A 22807-nucleotide genomic window follows, 5' to 3' on the forward strand; every position below is an offset into this window, starting at 1 on the left:
GCGGTTCCGGCATGCGCGCCCGGCCTAGATCCCGGCGATCCGGGCGAGGTGCCAGTCGCTATCCGCCCACAGCACCTCGATCGCCATCGCGCGCTTCACATAATGGCCGACCGGCAGTTCGTCGGTCATGCCCATGCCGCCGTGAAGCTGGATCGCCTGCTGCCCGACAAAGCGGCAGGCGCGGGCGACATTGACCATCGCGCTCGACACCCCGCGCGCGCGTACGGGCGCCGCTTCATTGAGCGCCTCGCCCGCGAGCCACGCCGACGAGCGTGCCAGCTCGCATTCGAGATACATGTCGACCATACGGTGCTGGAGCGCCTGAAAGCCGGCGATCGGCTGGCCGAACTGGCGCCGCTGGCCGGTGTAGGCGATCGTCTGTTCGAGCAGGCTGTCGAGCAGGCCCACCGCCTCGGCTGCGAAGAGTGCAAGCGCGCGGTCGCGGGCTTCTTCGAGCAGGTCGAGCGCTCCGCCTTCGGGGCCGATCAGGGCTTCGGCGGGGAGGGCATGGTCCTCGAAAACCAGATCGGCGGCGGGGTGACGGTCGATCGTCCGATAGGGCGACAGCCGGAGGCCTTCGGTCCGGGCGGGTTCGATCCGGAAGAGCGACAGCGCGCCGGCGCCGGTGCGCGCGGCGACCAATAGGACATCGGCTTCGGCCGCCCAGCCGACGACTGCCTTGGTCCCGTCGAGGCGCCAGCAGTCGCCGTCGCGCCGCGCGTGTACCTCGATATCTGCAAAATCGTAACGCATAGCCGGCTCGGCCCAGGCGAGGGTCGCGATTGCCGTCGCGGGCAAGGCCGGGGCGTGGCAGCGATCGAGCAGCCACGCGGCCGTCGCCACGTCGGCGAAGGGCAGATGCGCGCGCGTGCGGCCGATCTCTTCGGCGATGATCGCACCCTGCCGCGTGTCGAGCAGCGCGGCGCCGATGCCGAGCCGTTCGGCAAAATCGGGCCAGCGAGGAGCTTCGTCCCTGCCCAGATACGCCCGCACTGCGTCCCGCAACATCGTCTGTTCGGTTTCGGATAGCGGCGCGTTCATCGTGCCATCCCCGCCAGCGAACGCCAGATGATATTCTTCTGCACCTCGGTCGAGCCGCCGTAGATCGTCTGGGCGCGCTCGAAGAGATAGGATTGCACCGCCACCGGGCCGAATGGCGAGGTCGCGGGTGCTGCGGCTGCCCAGTCGGCGCCGCCGCGATCGAGCATCGGCAGCCGGTTGCGGCCGGCGAGGTCGATGGCCAGCTCGGTGATCGCCTGCGCGCATTCGGTGCAGGCGATCTTGAGCGCCGCGGCGGTCGCCATCGAAATCTCGCTGCGCAGCGCGCGCAGGATCGAGGCCTCGATCGCCGCGAGCCGCGCCTCGACGCGGGCATGGGCGAGGCGGAAAGCGGGGTCGCGGTCCATCGTGCCGCCGCCGTTCGCGGGCAGCCGTCCCGCTTCTTCGAGCAGCTTGGCGAGATCGCGCTTTTTCGACCCGATATGCGCGTAGGAAAGGCGCTCGTTCTTGAGCAGGACATTGGCATAGTGCCAGGCCTGACCCTCGTCGCCGATGCGGTTGGTGACCGGCACGCGGACATTGTCGAATTCGATGCGATTGAGTTCGTCCGACCCGTCGATCAGCCGGATCGGGTGGACGCTGATCCCGGGCAGGTCCAGCGGCGCGCAGATCAGCGAAATGCCCTGCTGCTTGCGCTCCTCGCGGCTGGTGCGCGCAAGGCAGAAGATCCAGTCGGCCCACTGCGCGCCCGACGTCCAGATCTTGGTGCCGTTGAGGATATAATCGTCGCCGTCGCGCACCGCCGAAAAGCGCAACGAAGCGAGATCGGACCCGGCTTCGGGCTCCGAATAGCCCTGCGCCCAGAAACTGCGCGATTCGAGGATCGCGGGCAACCATTCGGCCTTCTGCTGGTCCGATCCGAACGCCGCGATGATCGGCCCGATATAGATCACCGCCATAGGAATGATCGCGGCGGCGTGCGCCAGTTCGAGCTCCTGATCGAAGATATAGCGTTCGGTCGGCGTCCAGCCGGTGCCGCCGACCTCGCGCGGCCAGCCGACGCCGAGCCAGCCGCGCGCGTTCAGCGCGCGCTGCGCGTCGATATGGTCCTGCTTGGTAAGCCGCTGCCCCGCCTCGTTCCTGGCGATGACGTGCGCGGGATAGTCGCGTGCGAAAAACGTCCGCGCGGCATCGCGAAATTCGGCTTCTTCGGCAGTCAGTTTGAGCACGTCGGGATCCTGTCGGCAGGGTGGGACAGCGGGTTATGGCCCCACCCTAGAACATGGTCAGGACGCGCGGAAGGTGACCGGCAGCGTTTTGAGCACCCGCGATTCCCCGACCGCGAAATCGGGCTGGAAATCGGAGCGGATCTTGAGGTCGGGCAGGCGCTCGAAGATCGAGCGGATCATCATTTCGAGCAACGCCTTGGCGAAATGCTGGCCGATACAGATATGCGCGCCGCCGCCGAAGCCCAGATGATCGTGCTCGCTGCGCACCGCACGGTCGAAGCGGACTTCGTTCGGATCGTCGAAATGGCCGGGGTCGTGGTTCGCGGCGCCGTTCATCGCCATGATATAGTCGCCGGCCTTGAGCGGGCAGCCCTCGAGCTCGGTATCGCGCGTGACGGTGCGCCGCAGGCCCTGGATCGGCGAGGCATAGCGCACGAATTCCTGCAGCGCGGTCGGGAAATCGATTTCGCCGTTTAGCAGCTTTGCGCGCTCCTCGGGATGCTCGATCAGGTACCAGAGCGACATGCCGGCGACGGCGCTGGTGGTGTCGAGCCCGCCGAACAGCACCAGCGTCGCGATGCCGACGATTTCGTCGTCGGTCAGCGCCTCATCGTTGATCCGGGCGTCGATCAGCGTCTGCATCAGGTCGTCCTCGGGCGGCGACTGGCGCCGCCGCGCGGCAAATTCATACAGATACTGGCTGAGTTCGAGGCCATATTGGCCGCAGGTTTCGGGATCCTCGACGCGCATGCGGGTGAGGAAGTCGATCTTGTGCGACAGCGTCTCCCAGTCCGCACGCGGCACGCCGAGGAAGGGCATGATCACCGTCGCGAGCGTCGGGCGGACGAGTTGTTCCTGCAATTCGGCCTCGCCGGCCGGGGCGATCGCGTCGAGCAACTCGGTGATGATCGCCTCGAAACGCGGGCGATATTTCTGGATCGCGTCGGGCAGGAAGATCGGATTGAGCAGCTTGCGCATCCGCGTCTGCTGCGGCGGGTCGAGGTCGATGGGATAAAGTGCCAGCGGCTGCTTGGGGAGAGCAGTGCCGTCGGCCGAGCTGAAGGTCCGGAAATCGTCATAGACGCGGCGCGTTGCGGCATAGTTGGTGGTGTACCAGAAGCCGCCGAGTTGTTCCGACCGGGCGACCGGACAGCCGCCGGCGCGGACCTTGTCATAGAAGTCATAGGGGCGCTGCATCAGCGTGCGGTCGTGCTGGCTGAATTCTTCCACCGCATAGTCTTTGACGTCCGCCATCGATCGATCCTCTCGCCTGTGCCACCCGCGGGCCTTTTCGCGATGCAATTTCGATCAAATGGCTAGCCGTGTCAACCAATCGATTAATTGTTTTCTGGGTGCGCTAACAGAAAAACGGCACTTTTCGGTGGTTTCATCGATCTGTGGCGACTTTACATTTCGAAGAATATGGACAGTCGGCGAAAAGGATGAGAGGTTCTAACCGATCAACTAACTGGAGCGAATCATGCGACCAGCGACGGGCGAGGACGGCGACCATATAACCTTCTGCCGCATCTGCACGGCGGTGTGCGGGCTGGTGGCGACGGTCGAGGACGGCAAGGTGGTGCGCGCGCGGCCCGACCCCGACAATCCGTCGTCGCAGGGCCATGCCTGTGTGAAAGGCATCGCCTATCATGGCGTGACCCACGATCCCGATCGCGTGACGCGGCCGATGAAGCGTGTCGCGCCGGGGCGTTTCGAGCCGGTGAGCTGGGACGAGGCGCTCAACGATATCGCCGCGCGGCTGTCGGCGATCATCGCCGAACATGGTCCCGATGCGGTGGCGAGCTATCAGGGCAATCCGCCCGCCTATGCGACCGACGGCATGACGGGGTTCCGCATGTTCCTGAAGGCGCTGGGAACGACGAAGATTTATGGCGCGGGGTCGCAGGACACCAACGCTCGCTTCACCGCGAACTGGATTCTTTACGGCAGTCCGCTGACGATCGACGTGCCCGACGTCAACAATGCCGACTTCATGCTGATCTTCGGCGCCAACCCGCTGATCTCGCACGGCTCGCTTATCTTCACCCCGCGCGTTCGGCACCAGCTCGACGCGGTCGCGGCGCGCGGCGGGGTCGTCGTCGTCGATCCGCGGCGCAGCGAGACCGCGGCGCGCTACGAACATGTCGCGATCGAGCCCAATTCGGATTGCTGGCTGATGCTGGCGATGCTCAAGACGCTCGCCGACGAGGGGCTGGCCGATGAGGCGTTCCTCGCCGAGCGTTGCGCGGGTTGGGGCGAGTTGCAGGTGGCGCTCGCGGGCATCGATTATGACGATGCCGCGCAGCGCACGGGGATCGATGTCGAAACGATCAAGACCCTCGCGCGGCGGCTGACCGCCAGCCCGAAGTCGGTGTGCTACGGCCGCGTCGGCATCTGCCGCGGGCCGCATGCGACGCTCGCGAATTTCCTGCTGTCGGCGCTCAACATGGTCGGCGGAACCTTCGGACACGAAGGGGGCAGCACGTTCGCGACGCCGGTGCTTGCGGGCAGCGACCGTGCTACCACAGGCGGCTATGACGAGGTGCGCAGCCGCGTCGGCAATTTCCCCAGCGTCACGCAATTCCTGCCCTCGGCGGTGATGCCCGACGACATCCTCGAACCCGGACCGGGCAAGGTCCGCGCCTTGCTCTCGCTCGGCGGCAATGTGCTGCTCGCGGCGCCGGGCGGTGACCGGTTGCGGCGCGGGCTCGAACAGCTCGAGCTATCGGTGTCCTTCGACCTCTATATCAACGAGGCGGGGTCTTACGCCGATTATGTGCTGCCCGGCCTGACCTTCTACGAGCGCGCCGACCTGCCGATGGTGCCGTTCATGAGCATGGTGCAACCCTTCCTGCAATATGCCGAGCCGGTGATCGCGCCGGTCGGTGAGGCGCGGAGCGAGTTCGACACCTTCTGCGATATATTGGCACGCATGGGACTGCGCATGCCGGCGTCGTCGCCGGGCGAGATTGCGGCGCAAGCTGCGGGCGGGCAGATGCGTCCGCTCGAAGTGCTCGACGGCGCGATCCGGCAGGGGCCAGCGGGTGTCCACGGCGACTGGTCGATCGACAAGTTGCGCGAGCATCCGCACGGCGTGATGCTCGATATCCCGATCCCCTGGGGCAATCAGGAGAAGATCGCGCACGCCGACGGCCGCATCCATCTGTGGGACGATATGGTCGCCGCCGAACTCGGCCGCCTGTTCGCGGCGGCGCCGGTCGAGGGGTTGAAGCTGCTGTCGCGGCGCGACATGCGTTCACACAATGGCTGGCTTCACAATGTCGACCGGCTGATCCGCTCGCAGAAGCCGACCCTGCATATCCATCCCGACGATGCCGCCGAGCGCGGCCTCGCCGACGGCGACCGCGCGACCTTGTCGAACCGCTTCGGCGCAATCGAGGTCGAGGTCGAACTCAATGACGATCACCGGCGGGGCACCGTCTCCTACCCGCATTGCTTCGGACACGACACGGGTGGCTGGCAGCGCGCGAACCGGGCCGGCGGCGCGAACGTCAACATCCTGCTCGGTCACGGCCCCGATGTCGTCGAGGCGGTGTCGGGGACGACGCTGATGGACGGGATCGCGGTCGAGGTGACCGCGCTACAGCCGGCGTGAATGCGGTGGCGTCAGGGCGCGAGGCCGCGCAGGTAGATGTCGCAGACCATCTCGGCATATTTCTGCTTGATGCCGTCGTCGAGCTTCGCGACCCCCAGCGTCGACGGCACAGAATAGCCGGCGTGGAAGATATGGTCGGCCGCGCCGACGAGGCAATAATAGAGCAGCCCGGGATCGACGTCCTTAAGCACGCCCTCGCGCACGCCCTGCGCGACGATGTCGCGATAGACCTCGATCATCGGCTCGATGAAGATTTGCGCGACGCGCTTGCTCGCCGCGGGACTGCCGGACTCGACCATATAATGGATCAGCCGGTTGATGTAGGGCGAGCGATAATAGGCGTTGATGATGCCGTTGATGTGGATCTTCAGTTTCTTTTGCGCCGGAATTTCCATTTCGCTCAGCGCCTTGAGCGCGGTCATCGCGGTTTCGGCATCGCGTTCGAGCACCGCGAGCAGCAGCCCTTCCTTGTTACCAAAATAATATTTGATCATCGCGCTGTTCACCGACGCGCGCTGCGAAATCTCGTTCAGCGACACATCGATCGTCGTCGCCTCGGACAGAAGCTGCGCGGTGGCGTTCAAAAGCGCCTCGGCCGATGCCGAACGTTCCTCGCGCCGGGCTGCCTTGATCGTCAAGCCGCTGTCTTTGTCCATGCTGATGTCCGTTATCTTCGCCCGGCCTACCGTTGGGACTCGGGAAGGAAGACTGTCAAGCCCTCCAGATCGTCAGTCATCGCGATCTGGCACGACAGGCGGCTGTTCGGGCGCGGGTCGTTGACGCAGTCGAGCATCTCGCTTTCGTCGGCGCCGGCGGGGCCGATGCGCTCCAGCCATTCGGGGGCGATATAGATGTGGCAGGTCGCACAGGCGCAGACGCCGCCGCAATCGGCCTCGATACCATCGACCATATTGTCACGCGCGCCGCGCATGACGGAATCGCCGACCTCGATCTCGATCGTCTCGACACTCCCGTCCGCTGCATGGAAATTCACGCTCGGCATATGCTTTTCCCCGTCCCGGTCATGGTGGATCAATCCACTTTCAATCGATCAATTAATATTGCATGGTGACGGTGTCAACGAAGCTGCTTATGCGGTGAGAAATTAATTAGTCGATTGATGGAGAAGTCATGTCGGGCGAGGAAGCGGACTATATCGTCGTGGGCGGAGGCAGCGCGGGTTGCGTGCTGGCGGCGCGGCTGAGCGAAAATCCGGGCGTCCGCGTCGCGCTGGTCGAGGCAGGCGGCGAATCGACCGGCCTGATGGTCCAGATGCCTGTCGGTTTCGCCAAGATGCTCGTCGACGACCGTTACGACTGGAAATATTGGCAACAGCCCGACGAATCGATCAACGGGCGGCGCTTCATCTGGTCGGGCGGGCGCATGCTCGGCGGCGGCAGCGCGATCAACGGCCAAGTCTATATCCGCGGGACGCGCGCCGACTTCGACGCGTGGGAACGGCTGGGCGCCACCGGCTGGAATTTCGACAGCGTCTTTCCCTATTTCCTGCGCAGCGAGAGCTGGAGCGGGGCGCCGAACCAGAGCCACGGATCGCAGGGGCCGTTGTCGGTGTCGCCGATGCGCGACCCGCATCCGCTATGCGATCTCTTCCTCCGCGCCTGCGAGCAATATGGGCTGGCGCGGCTCGACGATTATAACGGCGGGCAGATGGAGGGGGCTTATCTCACGCAGGCGACGCAGCGCGACGGCTGGCGCTGCAGCACCGAAAAAGCCTATCTTCGCGACGCGCGGAAGCGTCCCAATCTGATGACGATCACCCATGCGCATGTCGAAACGATCATCGTCGAAAACGGCGAGGCGGTCGGTATCCGCTACCGGCAGGGCGGCGATGCCAAGGTGCTGCGCGCGCGGCGCGAGGTGGTCGTCTCGTCGGGATCGATGGGATCGCCGGCGCTGCTGCTGCGCTCGGGGATCGGCGCGGGCGAATATCTGCAATCGCGCGGTATTGCGGTGCAGGCCGACCGTCCGGAGGTCGGCCACAACCTACAGGAACATCCGGGGATCACCCAGAACAAGTTCGTCAGCGTGCCGACGCTGAACAGCCAGGTCGGCCCGCTCGACATGATCCGCCACCTCACCAAATTCTTCTGGAACAAGACGGGGCCGATGGGCGCCCCCGCAGTGCAGGCGATGGGCCTCGCGCGGACGCGCGACGGGCTCGATGAACCCGACGTCCAGCTCCATTTCATGCCGCTCGCCTATAATGTCGAGCCCGAGACGGTGTCGTCGGCGGAGGCGGTGATGCCGAAGGAGCCATGCATCAGCATCAACGTCTCGCTGACGCGGCCCAAGTCGCGCGGCCGCGTCGAACTCGGCGACGCGCTCGAGCCGGTGATCCATCACAAATTGCTCGGCGAGCGCGCCGACGTCGACACGCTGATCGGCGCGATGAAGCTGGTCGACCGGCTGTTCGCGATGCCGGCGCTCAGCGCGATCACGCTCGGCGACCGCTCGCCCGATCCGGTGCCGACCGACGATGCCGGCTGGGAGGACTATGTCCGCGCCAAGACGATGATCACCTATCACCCCGTCGGCAGCTGCCGCATGGGATCGGACGCCGCATCGGTGGTGGATCCCGAGTGCCGTGTCCGCGGGGTCGGGCGGCTGCGCGTCGCCGACGCCTCTATCATGCCGCAGATCACCAGCGGCAACACCAATGCCGCGACGATCATGATCGGTGAAAAGGCTGCCGAACTGATCCGCACCGCCGCATGAGTACGGCGGCCGCCTATGATTTCGAGCATATCGCGGTTGAGCGGCCGGCGCCCGGCATCGTCCTGCTGACGCTGAACCGGCCCGAGCGGATGAATGCGACCAACGATGTGCTGCACAGCGAACTTGTCCGCTTGCCCGCCGCAATCGATGCCGATCCCGAAGCGCGTGCGGCCGTCGTGACCGGGGCGGGGCGCGCCTTTTGCGTCGGCGGCGACTGGGCCGACATTGCGGGCGACGGCAATGATTACGCCAACAAGATCCGGATGATGCGCGAAACGTCGCAGATCCTGACCGCGCTGATCGAGATGCGCAAACCGCTCGTCTCGGCGATCAACGGCCCTGCCGCCGGGATCGGCCTCGCGCTCGGGCTGCTCGCCGATATTTCGGTGGTCAACGAAGAGGCGAACCTCTCCGACGGCCATTTGCGCATCGGGCTCGCCGCCGGCGACCATGCTGCGATGGTCTGGCCGTTGCTCTGCTCGATGGCAAAGGCGAAGCGCTATTTGCTCACCGGCGACAAGCTCACTGGCCGCGAGGCCGAGCGCATCGGTCTCGTTTCCGATGCGGTGCCCGCGGCCGACGTGCTGCCGCTCGCGCTCCGCTATGCCGCGACGCTCGCCGAGCGCTCGCCGCTCGCGGTCGAGCTCAGCAAGCGCGCGCTCAACCACTGGTTTCGCAGCGCGATGCCGATTTTCGAAGCGTCGCTGGGTTACGAGATGGTGACCGCCTTCGACCCCGACCAGACGGCGCATGTGCCGTCCAGGAACTGAGGATATAGTGATGACCACCGAACCGACGCTGATCGTCGCGACCCCCGCGCCGGGGGTGCTGCACCTGATTTTCAACCGGCCCAACGTGCACAACGCATACGACACGCCGACCTTTACGGCCTTCGCCGACCAGCTCGACCGCGCCGCGAGCGACCCCGATATCCGCGCCATTGTGATCAGCGCGCGCGGGGGCAAGGCGTTCAGCGCCGGCTTCGATATCCACGAGATGGCCGGCTTCGATGCCGCGACGATGCGCCGCGCGTTCGAGACGCGCGATCCGGTGTTCGGGCGTGTTGCCGTGCATCCTGTGCCGATCATCGCCGCGATCGACGGCATCTGCTTCGGCGCGGGCGCGCTGCTCGCGCTCGCCTGCGACATGCGCATCGCGACGCCGGGTTTTCGCTTCAAGGTGACCGCCGTCGGCTATGGCTGCGCCAACGCAACCTGGTCGCTGCCGCGCGCGGTGGGCGCGCCGCGCGCCAAGGCGATATTAATGACCGGGCAGGTCGTCGAAGCCGAGGAGGCAGAGCGCATCGGGCTGGTCAATGCGGTCGTCGAGGCGTCCGAACTCGACGCGCACGCCATCGCGCTTGCCTCGGCCATCGCCGCGCATCCGCCGCAGGGGATCAAGGGCATCAAGACGCTCGTCGACGGCAGCCTGACGCGCTCGCCGATCGAGGGCTGGCAGGCCGAATATGACTGGATGATCGCCAGCATGGCGGGCGCCCCGGCGGGCGGCGAGACTTTCGGCAAATTCCTGTCCGAGCACGACGACCACAAACGCTGAACAGACACATCAGGAGAAGACCATGATCGGCCAAGCCCAGGCGCAGGTGGCGCATCCCGACAAATTGTTCATCGGCGGGCGCTGGATTCCCGTCGAGGGCAGCGGCCGCTTTACGGTGACCAATCCCGCGACCGAAGAGGCGTTCGGCGAGGTCGTCGCGGCGGGGGTGCCCGAGGTCGAGCGCGCGGTCGCGGCGGCACGCAAGGCGTTCGACGAGGGCCCCTGGCCGCGCATGTCCGCCGCCGAGCGCGCAACCTACATGCGCGCCTTGTCGGAGGCGCTGCAGCGCCGCGGCGCCGCGCTCGACAGCGCGTGGATATCGCAGGTCGGGGTGCCGATCTGGATGGCGCAGGGTTCGGGTGCAGGCACCGCGGGACTGCTCGATTATTATGCCGGCCTCGCCGAGGCATATCCGTTCGAGGATGTGCGCCCGTCGAACGGCATGATGTCGAAGGTTGCGGTAGTGGTGCGCGAACCCGTCGGCGTCGTCGCGGCGATCGCGCCGTGGAACGGGCCGCTCGCTTCGTTGCTGATCAAGCTGGCGCCCGCGCTCGCGACCGGATGCACCGTCATCCTGAAACCCGCGCCCGAAACCCCGCTCGAAGCGTTCATGCTCGCCGAAGCTGCCGAGGAGGCGGGTTTCCCTGAGGGGGTAATCAACCTGCTGCCCGCCGACCGCGAGGCATCGGACCTGCTCGTCCGCCATCCCGGCGTCGACAAGGTCGCCTTCACCGGTTCGACCGAGGTCGGGCTGCATATCGCGCAGGTCTGCGCTGGGCGCATGGCGCGCTTTACGATGGAACTGGGCGGCAAGTCGGCCGCGATCGTGCTCGACGATTTCGAGCCTGAGGCGATGGGGCCCGCGCTCGCTCCGATGATCACCCTGCTCTGCGGCCAGGTGTGCATCAATTTCAGCCGGGTGCTCGTCCCGCGCGCGCGCAAGGACGCCTATGTCGAAAGCCTCGCCGCGGCGATGGCGGCGACCAGCATCGGCGATCCGCTGGATGCGAACACGATGATGGGCCCGCTCGCGATGGCGCGGCATCATGCCAAGGTGTCGAGCTATTTCGACAAGGGCGTCGCCGAGGGCGCGCGCATCGCGACCGGTGGCCGCCGTCCGCCGTCGCTGAACAGCGGCTATTATGTCGAGCCCACGGTGTTCGCCGACGCGACCAACGATATGGCTATCGCGCAGGAGGAAATCTTTGGCCCCGTCACTGCGGTCATTCCCTATGACAGCGTCGAGGAAGCGATCGCGATCGCCAACGACAGTCCGTTCGGTCTGTCGGGGGGCGTCTATACGCACGACACCGATCGCGCCTATGGCGTCGCGCGGCGTATCCGCACCGGCCATTTCACCCAGAACGGGCGCGATTTCGACCTGACCAATCCCTTCGGCGGCTTCAAGAAATCGGGCGTCGGGCGCGAGGGCGGACCCGAAGGCATCGAGCCCTTCACCGAGGTCAAGACCGTGTTCCTGCCGCAAGCTCCCGGCGCGCTCGCATGAGCGCGGACTACACCGCCGGTCTGTTCGACGTCGCGGGCAAGCGCGCGCTGGTAACCGGCGCGACCTCGGGCATCGGCCGGATGATCGCGCGCGGGCTGGCGCAGGCGGGCGTGGAAGTCTGGGTAGTCGCGCGCGGCGCCGACGACATCGATGCGATTGTCGCGGAATTGGGCGGTAAGGCGCAGGGTGTCGTGGCGGATGTCGCGATCGAGGACGGCATCGCGCGGATCGCCGAGGCGCTCGGCGACCGGCCGCTGCATATCCTCGTCAACAATGCGGGGACCGATCGCCCGACCCCGCTCGACGCCGAGGGGCGCGAGGATTTCGACGCGGTGCTCGGGCTCAACCTGACTGCGCCCTTCCTGCTGACGCGTAAATTGCTGCCGCAGCTCGAAGGCGCGGCGACGCCGGGCGATCCGGCGCGGGTCATCAACATCGCGTCGATTGCTGCGCTCAATCCCGGCCATCTCGAAAACTTCGCTTATGCGTCGAGCAAGTCCGGGGTCGCCATGATGTCGCGCCATCTCGGCCGCCATCTCGCCAAGCGCAACATCAGCTGCAACGCGATCGCGCCGGGCCTGTTCCCCTCGCGCCTGACCGAGCAATTTCTTGGTATGGGGGAGGCGGACGAGGTCCCCAAGGCGTTCGTTTCGCCGCTCGGTGCACGGGCGGGCGAGATGGACGATATCGCGGGCGCGGTGATCTATCTTTCGTCGCGCGCGGGCGCCTGGGTGACCGGCGTGCTGCTCCCGGTCAGTGGCGGCATCTCGACCGTCAGTTAATCGACCCCGAAGATTGCCGAACTGATCGTCGGCGCGCCGGGTCCGCCGGCGAGCAGACAGGTCCGCGCGTTCGGCACCGGGTTCGGGCTTTCGCCGCGCAGGCAGCGCACCGCTTCGACCGCGGTGACAAAGCCGTGGACGAAGCCATGCGCGAGGTTCCCGCCCGAGGTGTTGACAGGCAGCTTGCCCGACGGCGCGATCAGATTCTCGAAGCGCACGACCTCGGCGACATTCTCATAGGTGCAGAAACCGTGATCGATCAGCGACGCGATGCCCTGCGCGCTGAAATTCTCATAAAGCTGGACGACGTCGATATCGGCAGGGGTCAGCCCGGCGGTGCCGTACAGCCGGTCGCGGATGGCGCGGAAACCCGCAGTCGGGTAGAGGTCGGTCGCGTCGTTTTCGAGCAGGTCGCCATAACCTGCTTCGGTGCCCTGCGCGACCGACAGCAATTTGACCGGCTTCTTCTTCAGGTCGCGCGCCATCTCGGTCGACACGAGCAGGATCGCCCCGGCGCCGTCGTTCTCGCGGCTGCAATCGAAGAGGTGGAAGGGTTCGGCGATGATCCGCGAGCCGCGATATTCTTGCGTGTCGAACTCTTTGCCATAGGCGACCGCTTCGGGATTGCGGCTGCCGTGGTAGTAAGAGGCGCGGACCAACTCCTCACACAGCTCGTACGGCACGCCGTGATATTCGAACATCCGCTGCGCGCGCATCGCGCAGACCTGCGCGGGCGCGAGGATGCCCGACGACACCATATGGTCGTTGAGGTGATGCGCCATGACGGCCGCCGACAGCCGCCCGCTATTGCCCTCGACCAGTGCGCGGAACACGACGACGGCGCGCGCCTGGCCGGTCAGGATCGCCGACGCAGCGATGCCGAAGGCGCCCGCGATGCCGCCGCCGCCACCGCCCCACACCTGCGCCGACCAGTTGATCGCCTTGGTGCCGAGATCGGGCATCAGCCGCACCGGCTCGTTCTTGTCGTCGCCATAGGAGACGAAGCCGTCGACGTCGGCGGGATCGAAGCCCGCATCCTCGCACGCATCGACGATCGCGCGGACGAGCACGCCGCGCTCGGGCAGGGGCGCGGTGCCGCGCTTGTACTGGCGATAGCCGACGCCGGCGGCCGCCGTCAGGCCGGACAGATTGGGGGTCATGCAAGTCTCCAGCGCAGCGCAGGGATTTCTGCGTCACCGAAGGCGGTGCGCGCGATGGTGCCGGTGACGGGGGCACCGATCTTCAGGCCCGCCTCGTCGCCTTCGAGCACGCCGACCAGGCGCACCGGCACGGCATCGAGGGTGACGACGAGCGTCGCAAAGGGTTTGGCAAAGGCTTCGGTGCCGCCGAAGGGGTGGTGGGTGCGGGTGTAGGTGAAGACCGTGCCGGTCAGCGGCTGCTTTACCCATTCATGGTCCCAGCCGCCGCACGCGCTGCAACGCCAGACCGCGGGCCAATGCCAGTATCCGCATCCCGCGCAGCGCGGCAGTTCGAGCCGCCCTTCCAGAAGCGCATCCCAATAGCGCCCTTCGGCGCCGATCGGGCCCGTTGCCGAATGATAGGTCATTCGCCCCGCATCCTTTCCCGCCGCTCTCCAGCGGCCATTGCATCATTTATCTACACTATATAGATTCGATGCCGACGTGCAATGGTGAAGTGCGCGGGACGGGATAAAGCCCCCGCGGATGGGAGAGACGATGATGCTGCGAGTGACCTTCTGCCTGAAGCGGCTGCCGGGGCTGACGCGCGCGCAATTTCAGGATTATTGGCGGAACCGCCATGCCCCGCTGGTCCGGGAACATGCGGCGGCGCTCGGCATTCGCAAATATGTCCAGTCGCACAGCCTGACCCTGCCCGGTGCCTTTCCGCTGGCCGATGTGAGGGGCTCATCGGGCCTCGATTTCGACGGCGTCGCGCAGCTCTGGTGGGACGATATGGCAAGCTTTTCTGCGGCCGGGACGACAGAGGCGGGGCGCGTTGCGGGTGCGTTGCTGCTCGCCGACGAGCAAAAGTTCATCGACCTGCCCAATTCGCCGATCTTCCTGTCGGACGATTATCACGTCATCGGCTAGACGCGACGGGGAGCCCTATTTGGGACGCCCCGTCGCGGTCACGGGTTCGCGGCTAGCCATATGCGCCTCCGCCTGTTGCCGGGTCAGTTCGGCGAGCGGCTCGAGGACGGCATTATCCTTGAGTGCGTCGATGCCCGCTGCATCGACACCCAGCCAGTCGGCGATGACCTCCGCGCTCTGCTCGCCGCTCAGCGGCGCGGGCCGCAGGGGCGGCGCGGGCAGGTCGCTGGTTCGCGCGATATAGGCATCGCCGAACACGTCTTCCTGCAACCAAGGGTGACCTTCGATCCGGTAGAAGCCGCGTTCGCGATAATAGGGAAAATCGGGAAGTTCGGAGAGGCGCAGCATCGGGGCGGCGGCGATGCCCGCCGCCTGCAGTATCTCCGCTGCCTCATATGGCGTGCGGTCGGCCAGCCATGCCTCGATCCGCTCATCGATCGCGGCGCGCGCGGCAAGCCGCTTGGCCGCCGTATCGAACACCGTTCCCTCAACATAGCCGATGGTGTCGCACAATCGCGCCCAATCGGCGCCGGACTCGACGGTGATCACGCACCATTCGTCGTCGCCCGCAGTGCGATAGGCGGCCCACGGCCAGTCGGTCGGGGCACCGCCCGCCGGCGTGCCGCGTACGACGTCGGCGGCGAAATGGCCGATCATCACCTCGGACTGCGCGACCTTGGCGACCCCGCCCAGCCCGGTGCGAAGCCGCCGGATCAATAGCGCCGCAACGCCGATCGCGCAGATGCGGCCCGCGACATGGTCGGGATAAACGGTGATCGAATCGCTGAAGCTCTGCGGGTCGTCGGGGTAGCGCCAGGCAAGCGTCAGCCCGGTCGACGCACGGACGAGCGGGCCATAGCCCATGCGCCCGCTCCACGGCCCGGTGTCGCCGAAGGCCGAGCTTTCGGAAACGACGATCCGCGGGTTGATCGCGCGCAGTTCGGCTTCGCCGAGGCCCAGCTTCTCCATCGTGCCGGGTTTGAAATTCGAGCAGACGACGTCGGCCTGTTTCACGAGGTCGAGGAACAATCTACGGCCCTCGGCGCTGCGCAGGTCGATACCCAGGCTGCGCTTGTTGCGGTGGCCGGCGGCGAAGCTGACCGACATGCCGTGCTCCAGATAGGATTGGCGGCTGCCGTCGGGAAACGCCTGACTCTCGATCTTGATCACATCGGCGCCGAAATCGCCGAGCAGACGCGCGCCTTCGGCGCCGACGACGATGACACCAAGGTCGAGGACCTTGAGGTCGCCGAAGGGGGCGAGGGGAAGAGCTGCGCTCGCCGAGGGAAATGCGACGTCTTCCGGGGCAGGGAGCGGCCCCATACGCTCGCCGTCGACCGTCAGGAATCCGTTGGGGAGCCGCGTTCCATCGCCAAGCGTCGCCACCGCCTCGCGCGCGGCGGCATGATCGCTGTCGAGAAACTCGCCGAGCGTCAGCACCGACGCGATCGGCACGCCATGCTCCTGTCCCTCGCGCTCGAGATCGACGCGATGCTTGTCGGCGAAAAAGCCTGCAATATAGGGGAGGAGGTCGGCCGACGCATAACGGTGCGACGTCCGGTCGAAATCGGGCGAGGCGAACTGCTCGGGCTCGCCCATCCAGCGGAACATGCCGCGCCACTGCCGTTTGGCGAGCAAGCAGATTCGCACATAGCCGTCGGCGCAGCGCATGATCGGATATTGGAAACCGGCACGCGGCCGGTCGCGGAGCAGCAGCCCGACCGGCTTGCCCATCGTCGCGCTGCCGTTGATCCCGAAGCCCGGATCGAGGCCCTGCACCGCGCCGTCGAGTGCCGCGAAGTCGAAATGCGCGCCTGCGCCGCCGCTTAAGCTCCGATAGAGCGCGCCGAGCAGCGCAAAAACGGCCTGCGGGGCGGCGCACTGGTAAGCAAGATCGCCGGGCGGGATCAGCGGCTCGCGGCCTCGGATGCCCGAACGTGACAGCACGGCGGACAGTGCGTGAAGGACCGGCCCGGTCGCGCGCCATTTCGCCAACGGGCCGTTTTCGCCGAAGTCGCTGACGGACATGGTGACAAGCGCGGGTCGGTCGCGGCGCAGCGCAGCGAGGTCGATGCCCGCCGAACGATCGGCGATGGCGATATGCGCTCGTTCGATGAGGGCGGAGGTCTCGGTCAGCGCTTCGGCGTGAATCCGCTTGCCTGCTTGCGCGACGATTGTTTCGGCACCGCGATCCGGATCGGGCGCGAAGCTGTCGACCTGCGCGCCGAGATCGGCAAGATAGCGTCCGATCATCGCCAGCGGACCGCGCACGCTTTCGACGATGCGAACGCCGGAAAGCGGTCGGTTGGACATGGACTTACCTTTCTGTTCGGCGCTCGGCCGGACGCAAAACCGTCCGACTGGGATCACGGGCGCTTGCCATATCCGGGCCGCGAAGAAAAGTTAATTAATCGACTAATTCGTTTTGCGGGCTCGGGCCTTCTATGTTAGCGGCCCTGTCACGGAGAGCTGATGATGGACTTCACTTTCACCGACGACCAGCGTCAGTTGCGCGACGCGTTGCGCGGTTATCTGGCGCGCAACAATGGATTTCCGGCGCGTACGGCGAGCGCCCGGAGTGCGTCGGGCTGGAGCGAATCGCTGTGGCGCGGGCTCGCCGACAATCTCGGCATCCTCGGCGTGCTCGTCGCCGATGCCGCGGGCGGGGCAGGGGGCGATGCTGTCGACATGATGGTGGTGATGGAGGAGTTGGGCGCCAACCTGCTCGTCGAGCCCTATCTTGAAACCGCAGTTATCGGCGCGTTGGCGCTGGGGGCTGTCGAAGGGCGCAATGCCGATCTGAAAGCGATCGTGAGCGGCGGCATGCGCGTCGCCTTTGCCTGGGCCGAGGCCGAAACGCGCTTCGACCGCATGCCGCACGATAGCGTCGCGTCGCGCACGGCGACCGGATGGCGCCTCGACGGCGCCAAGGCGGTGGTGATCGCGGCACCGATCGCGACGCACTTTCTCGTCACGGCGCGTGTCGACGAGGATCCGGCGCTTTTTCTCGTCGAAGCCGGTACTGTTGGCATCTCGCTCACCGCTTTCCCGACTATCGACGGGCGCCGTGCGGCCGATATGAGCTTCGACGCCGTGGCGATACCCGAGCGCGCGCTCGTTGCGCGGGGCGCGGAAGCGATCGAGCGGTTATGCGATGTCGCGACCGCGATGCTCGGCGCCGAAGCGCTGGGGGTGATGCGCGTGATGCTCGACGACACCATCGCCTTCACCCGCGAGCGCCGCCAGTTCGGGCAGGCGATCGCAACCTTTCAGGTCCTCCAGCACCGCATGGTCGACATGTATATGCAGATCGAGCTCGCCACTTCGGCGGTGTATCGTGCGGTGCTCAGTCTCGATGCCGCACCCGTCGAACGTGCGCGTGCGGTGTCGGCGATGAAGGTAACGGTAGCGGGCGCCTGTCGTTTCATCGGCCAGAATGCAATCCAGCTCCACGGCGGCATGGGCATGACCGACGAGGTCGCGGTGACCCATTATTTCCGCCGCGCGACCGTTATCGAAAGCGAATTCGGATCGGCCGACTGGCATCGCCGCCGCTTCGCCGGCCTGTCGCGCGCGGCCTGAGGAGGGATAGATGGATATCGCCTGGAGCGCCGACGAAATCGCCTTTCGCGACGAAGTGCGCATCTTTCTCGCCGACAAGCTGACCGATGACCTCCGCGCCAGCGGCGCGTATATGACAAGCGTTTATGCCGACCCCGATCATGCGCGGGCGTGGCAGGCGATCCTGCACGACAAGGGCTGGGTCGCGCCGTCTTGGCCGGTCGAGCATGGCGGCACCGGGTGGAGCCTCGCGCAGCGCTGCATCTGGCAGCGCGAACGCATCGCCGCCGGCGCGCCGCCGGTCTCGCCGATGGGCGTGCAGATGTGCGGCCCGGCAATCATCGGCCATGGCAGCGCGGAGCAGCAGGCGTTTTTCCTGCCGCGCATGCTGTCGGGCGAGCATTTCTGGTGTCAGGGCTATTCGGAAACCGGCTCGGGCTCCGACCTCGCCAGCCTGCAATGCCGTGCCGAAGAGGATGGCGATCATCTGGTCGTCACCGGCCAGAAATTGTGGAGCACGCACGCCCATGCCGCGAACTGGGGCTTCTTCCTTGTCCGGACCGCGACGCTCGACCGGCCGCAGAAGGGGATCAGCTTTCTGCTGATCGACATGACCAGCCCCGGGATCACCGTGGTGCCGACGATCTCGCCCGCCGGCGAGAATATCCAGAACGAGATTTTCCTCGATAATGTGCGCGTGCCCAAGTCCAACGTCGTCGGCGCGATCGGCGACGGCTGGACCGTCGCCAAATATCTGCTCGAGTTCGAACGCGGCGGCGCGGCCTATGCGCCGGGGCTGCAGATCGATCTCGACGAAATCGAGCAATTCGCCAGCGCGGCGCGCGGCGACGATGGCGGGCGGCTGATCGACGACACCGCCTTCGCCGACGCCATGGCGCAGGCGCGGATCGACGTATTGGCGCTCGAAATCTTCGAATTTCGCGCGATGAGCGATGCCGGGGCGGGCCGTTATCCGCACGCGATCCCCTCGCTGATGAAGATCCGCGGGACCGAATTGCAGCAGCGGATCACCGAACTGCGCCTGCTCGCCGCAGGACGCTATGGCATGGCTTATCAGCCGCAGGCCGGCGTGTCGGCCGGCCCCGTCCATTTTCCCCATGCGGAGGGCGGGTTTGCCGGGCCGCGCGAGGCGGCTATCGCGCCGATGCGCTACGTCAGCGAACGCGCCGCGTCGATCTATGCCGGGACCAATGAGATCCAGCGCAACATCATCGCCAAGATCATGGGCCTCTAACCCCTTTCGGAGAAACAAGATGACCGAAGTGCTCGCCGAACGTCGCGGCCATGTCCTGATCCTGACGATCAACCGGCCCGAGGCCCGCAACGCGGTGAACGCCGCGGTCCATGTCGGCCTTGGCGAAGGCCTTGAACTGGCCGAGGCGGATCCCGAAATTCGCGCGGTGATCGTCACCGGTGCCGGCGATCAGGCCTTTTGTGCGGGCGCCGACCTCAAGGCACTGTCGCGCGGCGAATGGCTGGAGCCAGAGGACAAGGCGCAGCGCGCGTGGGGTTTTGCGGGCTTCGTACGGCACCCGATCGGCAAGCCGATCATCGCCGCGGTCAACGGCTTCGCGCTCGGCGGCGGCACCGAGCTCGCGCTCGCCTCCGACATCGTCATCGCCGCCGATCATGCGCAATTCGGTCTGCCCGAGGTCAAGCGCGGCATCATTGCCGCGGCGGGCGGTGCTTTCCGTATCGTCCAGCAGCTCCCGCAAAAGGTCGCGATGCAGATATTGCTGACCGGAGAGCCGATTTCGGCGCAGCGCGCGCTCGACCTCGGCCTCGCCAACGAGGTCGTGCCGCTCGACCGGCTGATGGAAACCGCGCTCGACTTCGCCGATCGCATTGCGGTCAACGCCCCGCTCGCGGTGCAGGCGAGCAAGCGGATCGCGATGGGCATCGCCGAGGGACGGATCGCCAGCGACGAGGATTTCTGGGAAGCGAACAAGCGCGAAACACGCCTTGTCTTCACGTCCGAGGATTCGCGCGAAGGCCCGCGGGCCTTTGCCGAAAAGCGTCAGCCCGTCTGGCAGGCTCGCTGAGGAAGCAGGTATGTCGGACGAGAATATCCCCATCATCGTCGGCGTCGGCCAGATCAACGATCGACCGGAAAACCCCGTTGACGGACACAGCCCGGTCGGCTTGATGGCCGAGGCTCTCAGGATCGCCGAAAAGGACGCCGGAGGAGCGTTACTTGCCGACGCCGATTATCTCGGCATCGTCCAGCAGATATCGTTCCGCGACATCCCCGACGCGCGCGAACCACTGGCCCGAGAGCTCGGCATCGCACCCGCGACGATGGTGCAAAGCGAGGGGCCGAATGGTGACAGTCCGGTCATGCTGCTCAACGAGGCGGCGAACCGGATCGGGGCCGGCGAGTCCCGGATCGCGCTGCTCTGCGGCGCCGAGGCGCTGCGAACCGCAGCGGCGAGAGCCGCCGCGCAAGAGTCCGGCCGCCGCGTCGACGCGACGCGCGAAGCAGCGCAGCGGCGCGAGCCGAGCTATGCCCAGCAATATGGGCTGGTGGCGCCGGTCGATGTGTATCCGCTTTACGAAAATGCGCTCCGCGCATCGCTCGGGCAAAGTTTCGCCGAGGCGCAGGCCGAGAGCGGGATGATCTGGTCGCTTTTTTCCAACGTTGCGGCCGCCAATCCGAACGCATGGCTTCGCAAGCCGGTCAGCGCCGACGCGGTGATCGCACCGTCCGAAAGCAACCGGCCGATCGCCTTTCCTTATAACAAGCTGATGGTCGCCAACGCTTCGGTCAACCAGGGCGCGGCTTTCATCGTGACGAGTGTTGCGGAGGCGCGCCGGCGCGGTATCGCGGAGGATCGCTGGATCTATGTCGGCAACGGGGCAGCAGCTCACGAACCGAACAGCCCCCTGCAGCGCGACCGTTACGACCATAGCGCGAGCATGGAGGTCTCGATCCGCCGGACCTTGGCCCTGAATGATGTCGACCCGTCGGGGCTGGACATGGTCGAACTCTATAGCTGCTTTCCCTGCATCCCGAAGCTCGCCCGCCGGATCATCGATTGGCCCGCCGAACGGCCCGCGACGGTCTTTGGCGGCCTGACCTTCGGGGGTGGGCCGATCGGCAACTATATGGGCCACGCCATTGCGAGCATGACCGATCGGTTGCGGATGGATGGCGGCACGGGGCTGCTCTTCGCAAATGGCGGTTACGCGACGCACAATCACAGCATCGTGATCAGCAGCGAGCCGATCGCCGCGGCCTCCTTTCCCCGCAGTTACGACTATCAGGAGGAGGCTGACGCGATGCGCGATGCAATTCCGGCGCTGGCGCGCGACTATCTGGGCGACGCGACGATCGAAAGCTACACGATCCTCTATCGGCGCGACGGATTGCCAAAGGCCGGCGTGGTCGTCGCCAGGACCCCGGCGGGCGAGCGGACGCTCGCCCATGTCCCACCCGGCGATGAGGCCGTGCTGCGCCGGCTGGCCGATGCGGAGGCGGATCCTGTCGGTGCCAGCGGCCGGATCGTGGAAGGCGCGGCGCTTCGCGAATGGCGCTTTGCGTGATCGCGAGCGGCAGGATTGAAGGGGAAGCGACGCATCGGAGCCTCCTGACTGTTCAAAGCCGGGCAATGGTGGCATCTGTCGGCCTAATGCCGATAGGGAAAGGGATAAGTTTGCCCGCCAGCCAAGCCAGGAAGAAAAAGGGTCCGGGACGCCCGCTGACGCCGCTGATCACGCGCGAAACGGCGATCCTTGTGTCGATTGACCTGCTCGATCGCAAGGGGCTCGACGCGTTGACCGTGCAGGCGGTGGCGCGTGAACTGAACGTCCAGGCGCCGTCGCTCTATTATCATTTCAAGAATCGCGACGAGCTTCTCCACATGATCGCGAGGACCTTGCTGGTCGAGGTGGGGCAGGGCGAAAAGCCGGGTTCGTCGTGGGAGGAGCGGGTGATTGATCTCGCGGTCGCGACGCGGCGCGTGATGTTGAACCACGCGCATGCCGGGCCGTTGATGCTGCGCTTCTTCCCGCGCGAACTGATGCTCGGTGCCTATGAACGCGGACTGTCGGACTGCCCTTATCCGCCCGAGCATCACCTTGCGGTTCTCGAGGCGCTCGAAAAGCTGACCTATGGCAAGTCGCTTTTCGACGCGGCGGCCAAGGCGCACGACCATGCCGCGATGCCGCCGGTGGATGCGACGCGCTATCCGCTGCTGGCCGCGGCAATTGCCAAATCGCCGGTGTCGGACGAGGCGCTGTTCGTCGAAACATTGCAGGTGCTGCTCGACGGTTTCAGATTTCGATACGGACAGAGAGGCGAAACGATATGATCGAGGGCGGATGCAATTGCGGCGCGGTGCGCTACCGGGCCGAAGGCGACCCGATCGTGGTGGCGCAATGCCATTGCATCAACTGCCGCCGGCAATCGGGCAGCGCCTTCTCGGTCAACCTGCTCTTCAAGGGGGCGGCCGTCAGCCATGACGGCGAACTGTCGGTCTATGAAGACAAGGATACATTCTCCGGCAACGCGGTGCTGCGGAAATTCTGCGGTCGCTGCGGGTCGCCGATCTTTTCGGAGCCCACCGACGGAAAGGGGCTGTTGATCGTCAAGGTCGGAACGCTCGACGATCCGGCTCCCTTCGTTCCGACGGTCAGCGTCTGGACGTCGACCGCGCTGCCTTGGGTCGTGCTACCCGAAGGGCAATATGCGTTCGAAAAGAACGCCTGACGCGACCTGACTCTTTCTG

Annotated in this window: 21 protein-coding genes; 13 read left to right on the forward strand and 8 right to left on the reverse strand. The window is 66.0% G+C overall.

Features of this window, described 5'->3' with window-relative positions; all coding sequences use genetic code 11:
• Positions 1-24: 24 nt before the first annotated feature.
• From V6U71_RS02865 to V6U71_RS02875, 3 genes are read right to left on the reverse strand one after another with little or no spacing between them, the layout of a single operon-like run.
• Positions 25-1041, reverse strand: a complete 1017-nt coding sequence (locus V6U71_RS02865; RefSeq protein ID WP_411340914.1) for an acyl-CoA dehydrogenase family protein — start codon at positions 1039-1041, stop codon at positions 25-27.
• Positions 1038-2228, reverse strand: coding sequence for an acyl-CoA dehydrogenase family protein (locus tag V6U71_RS02870; protein WP_411340915.1), 1191 nt, complete (start codon positions 2226-2228; stop codon positions 1038-1040). Before V6U71_RS02870 ends, V6U71_RS02865 begins: the two co-directional genes overlap by 4 nt.
• Before the next feature lie 57 nt (positions 2229-2285).
• Entirely contained in the window at positions 2286-3482 is a 1197-nt protein-coding gene (locus V6U71_RS02875) for a cytochrome P450 (protein ID WP_411340916.1), read from the reverse strand.
• Positions 3483-3708: 226 nt separating this feature from the next.
• Here V6U71_RS02875 and V6U71_RS02880 point away from each other — a divergent pair, with 226 nt between their 5' ends.
• Complete coding sequence (locus V6U71_RS02880; RefSeq protein ID WP_411340917.1) at positions 3709-5844, forward strand: molybdopterin-containing oxidoreductase family protein; 2136 nt, start codon at positions 3709-3711, stop codon at positions 5842-5844.
• An 11-nt stretch (positions 5845-5855) separates the two neighbouring features.
• Here V6U71_RS02880 and V6U71_RS02885 read toward each other — a convergent pair whose 3' ends face one another.
• Positions 5856-6500, reverse strand: a complete 645-nt coding sequence (locus tag V6U71_RS02885; RefSeq protein ID WP_411340918.1) for a TetR family transcriptional regulator — start codon at positions 6498-6500, stop codon at positions 5856-5858.
• 26 nt (positions 6501-6526) lie between these two features.
• The gene (locus tag V6U71_RS02890) at positions 6527-6847 is read right to left on the reverse strand and encodes a (2Fe-2S)-binding protein (RefSeq protein WP_411340919.1); all 321 of its coding nucleotides are present in this window, start codon (positions 6845-6847) and stop codon (positions 6527-6529) included.
• 128 nt (positions 6848-6975) lie between these two features.
• Here V6U71_RS02890 and V6U71_RS02895 point away from each other — a divergent pair, with 128 nt between their 5' ends.
• Genes V6U71_RS02895 through V6U71_RS02915 form a run of 5 tightly spaced genes read left to right on the forward strand, consistent with a single transcriptional unit; the run spans position 6976 to position 12426 of the window.
• Positions 6976-8580, forward strand: a complete 1605-nt coding sequence (locus V6U71_RS02895) for a GMC family oxidoreductase (RefSeq protein WP_411340920.1) — start codon at positions 6976-6978, stop codon at positions 8578-8580.
• Entirely contained in the window at positions 8577-9350 is a 774-nt protein-coding gene (locus V6U71_RS02900; RefSeq protein WP_411340921.1) for an enoyl-CoA hydratase-related protein, read from the forward strand. The genes V6U71_RS02895 and V6U71_RS02900 overlap by 4 nt, the downstream gene beginning before the upstream one ends.
• Before the next feature lie 10 nt (positions 9351-9360).
• On the forward strand, positions 9361-10137 hold the full coding sequence (locus V6U71_RS02905; protein WP_411340922.1) for an enoyl-CoA hydratase/isomerase family protein: 777 nt from the start codon (positions 9361-9363) through the stop codon (positions 10135-10137).
• A gap of 22 nt (positions 10138-10159) precedes the next feature.
• Positions 10160-11644, forward strand: coding sequence for an aldehyde dehydrogenase (locus V6U71_RS02910; protein WP_411340923.1), 1485 nt, complete (start codon positions 10160-10162; stop codon positions 11642-11644).
• Positions 11641-12426: an SDR family NAD(P)-dependent oxidoreductase gene (locus tag V6U71_RS02915; protein WP_411340924.1), complete on the forward strand. Its 786-nt coding sequence runs from the start codon at positions 11641-11643 to the stop codon at positions 12424-12426. Before V6U71_RS02910 ends, V6U71_RS02915 begins: the two co-directional genes overlap by 4 nt.
• Here the strand turns inward: V6U71_RS02915 and V6U71_RS02920 are convergent.
• Both V6U71_RS02920 and V6U71_RS02925 read right to left on the reverse strand, forming a co-directional pair.
• Positions 12423-13586 carry a thiolase C-terminal domain-containing protein gene (locus tag V6U71_RS02920; protein WP_411340925.1) on the reverse strand — a complete coding sequence of 388 codons (1164 nt, stop codon included), beginning with the start codon at positions 13584-13586 and terminating at the stop codon, positions 12423-12425. The two genes, V6U71_RS02915 and V6U71_RS02920, sit on opposite strands and share 4 nt — an antisense overlap.
• Positions 13583-13993 (reverse strand): Zn-ribbon domain-containing OB-fold protein, encoded by a 411-nt coding sequence (locus V6U71_RS02925; RefSeq protein ID WP_411340926.1) that lies wholly within the window; start codon positions 13991-13993, stop codon positions 13583-13585. Before V6U71_RS02925 ends, V6U71_RS02920 begins: the two co-directional genes overlap by 4 nt.
• Positions 13994-14123: 130 nt before the next feature.
• On the opposite strand from V6U71_RS02925, the gene V6U71_RS02930 reads away from it, so the two are divergent.
• Positions 14124-14498, forward strand: a complete 375-nt coding sequence (locus V6U71_RS02930) for an EthD domain-containing protein (protein WP_411340927.1) — start codon at positions 14124-14126, stop codon at positions 14496-14498.
• 15 nt (positions 14499-14513) lie between these two features.
• Here V6U71_RS02930 and V6U71_RS02935 read toward each other — a convergent pair whose 3' ends face one another.
• Complete coding sequence (locus tag V6U71_RS02935) at positions 14514-16811, reverse strand: CaiB/BaiF CoA-transferase family protein (protein ID WP_411340928.1); 2298 nt, start codon at positions 16809-16811, stop codon at positions 14514-14516.
• Between the two features lie 159 nt (positions 16812-16970).
• On the opposite strand from V6U71_RS02935, the gene V6U71_RS02940 reads away from it, so the two are divergent.
• The 6 genes from V6U71_RS02940 to V6U71_RS02965 all read left to right on the forward strand — a co-directional run bounded on the left by V6U71_RS02940 (position 16971) and on the right by V6U71_RS02965 (position 22788).
• A complete protein-coding gene (locus V6U71_RS02940) occupies positions 16971-18080 on the forward strand; it encodes an acyl-CoA dehydrogenase family protein (RefSeq protein ID WP_411340929.1) in 1110 nt (369 codons plus the stop codon).
• A gap of 10 nt (positions 18081-18090) precedes the next feature.
• A complete protein-coding gene (locus V6U71_RS02945; RefSeq protein ID WP_411340930.1) occupies positions 18091-19314 on the forward strand; it encodes an acyl-CoA dehydrogenase family protein in 1224 nt (407 codons plus the stop codon).
• A gap of 19 nt (positions 19315-19333) precedes the next feature.
• Positions 19334-20122: a crotonase/enoyl-CoA hydratase family protein gene (locus V6U71_RS02950; protein WP_411340931.1), complete on the forward strand. Its 789-nt coding sequence runs from the start codon at positions 19334-19336 to the stop codon at positions 20120-20122.
• A gap of 10 nt (positions 20123-20132) precedes the next feature.
• Positions 20133-21623: an acetyl-CoA acetyltransferase gene (locus tag V6U71_RS02955; RefSeq protein WP_411340932.1), complete on the forward strand. Its 1491-nt coding sequence runs from the start codon at positions 20133-20135 to the stop codon at positions 21621-21623.
• A gap of 110 nt (positions 21624-21733) precedes the next feature.
• Positions 21734-22390 carry a TetR family transcriptional regulator gene (locus tag V6U71_RS02960; protein WP_411340933.1) on the forward strand — a complete coding sequence of 219 codons (657 nt, stop codon included), beginning with the start codon at positions 21734-21736 and terminating at the stop codon, positions 22388-22390.
• The gene (locus V6U71_RS02965) at positions 22387-22788 is read left to right on the forward strand and encodes a GFA family protein (protein WP_411340934.1); all 402 of its coding nucleotides are present in this window, start codon (positions 22387-22389) and stop codon (positions 22786-22788) included. Before V6U71_RS02960 ends, V6U71_RS02965 begins: the two co-directional genes overlap by 4 nt.
• Positions 22789-22807: the final 19 nt, after the last annotated feature.

The organism is Sphingopyxis sp. J-6 (assembly GCF_046603995.1).
Classification (GTDB): Bacteria; Pseudomonadota; Alphaproteobacteria; order Sphingomonadales; family Sphingomonadaceae; genus Sphingopyxis.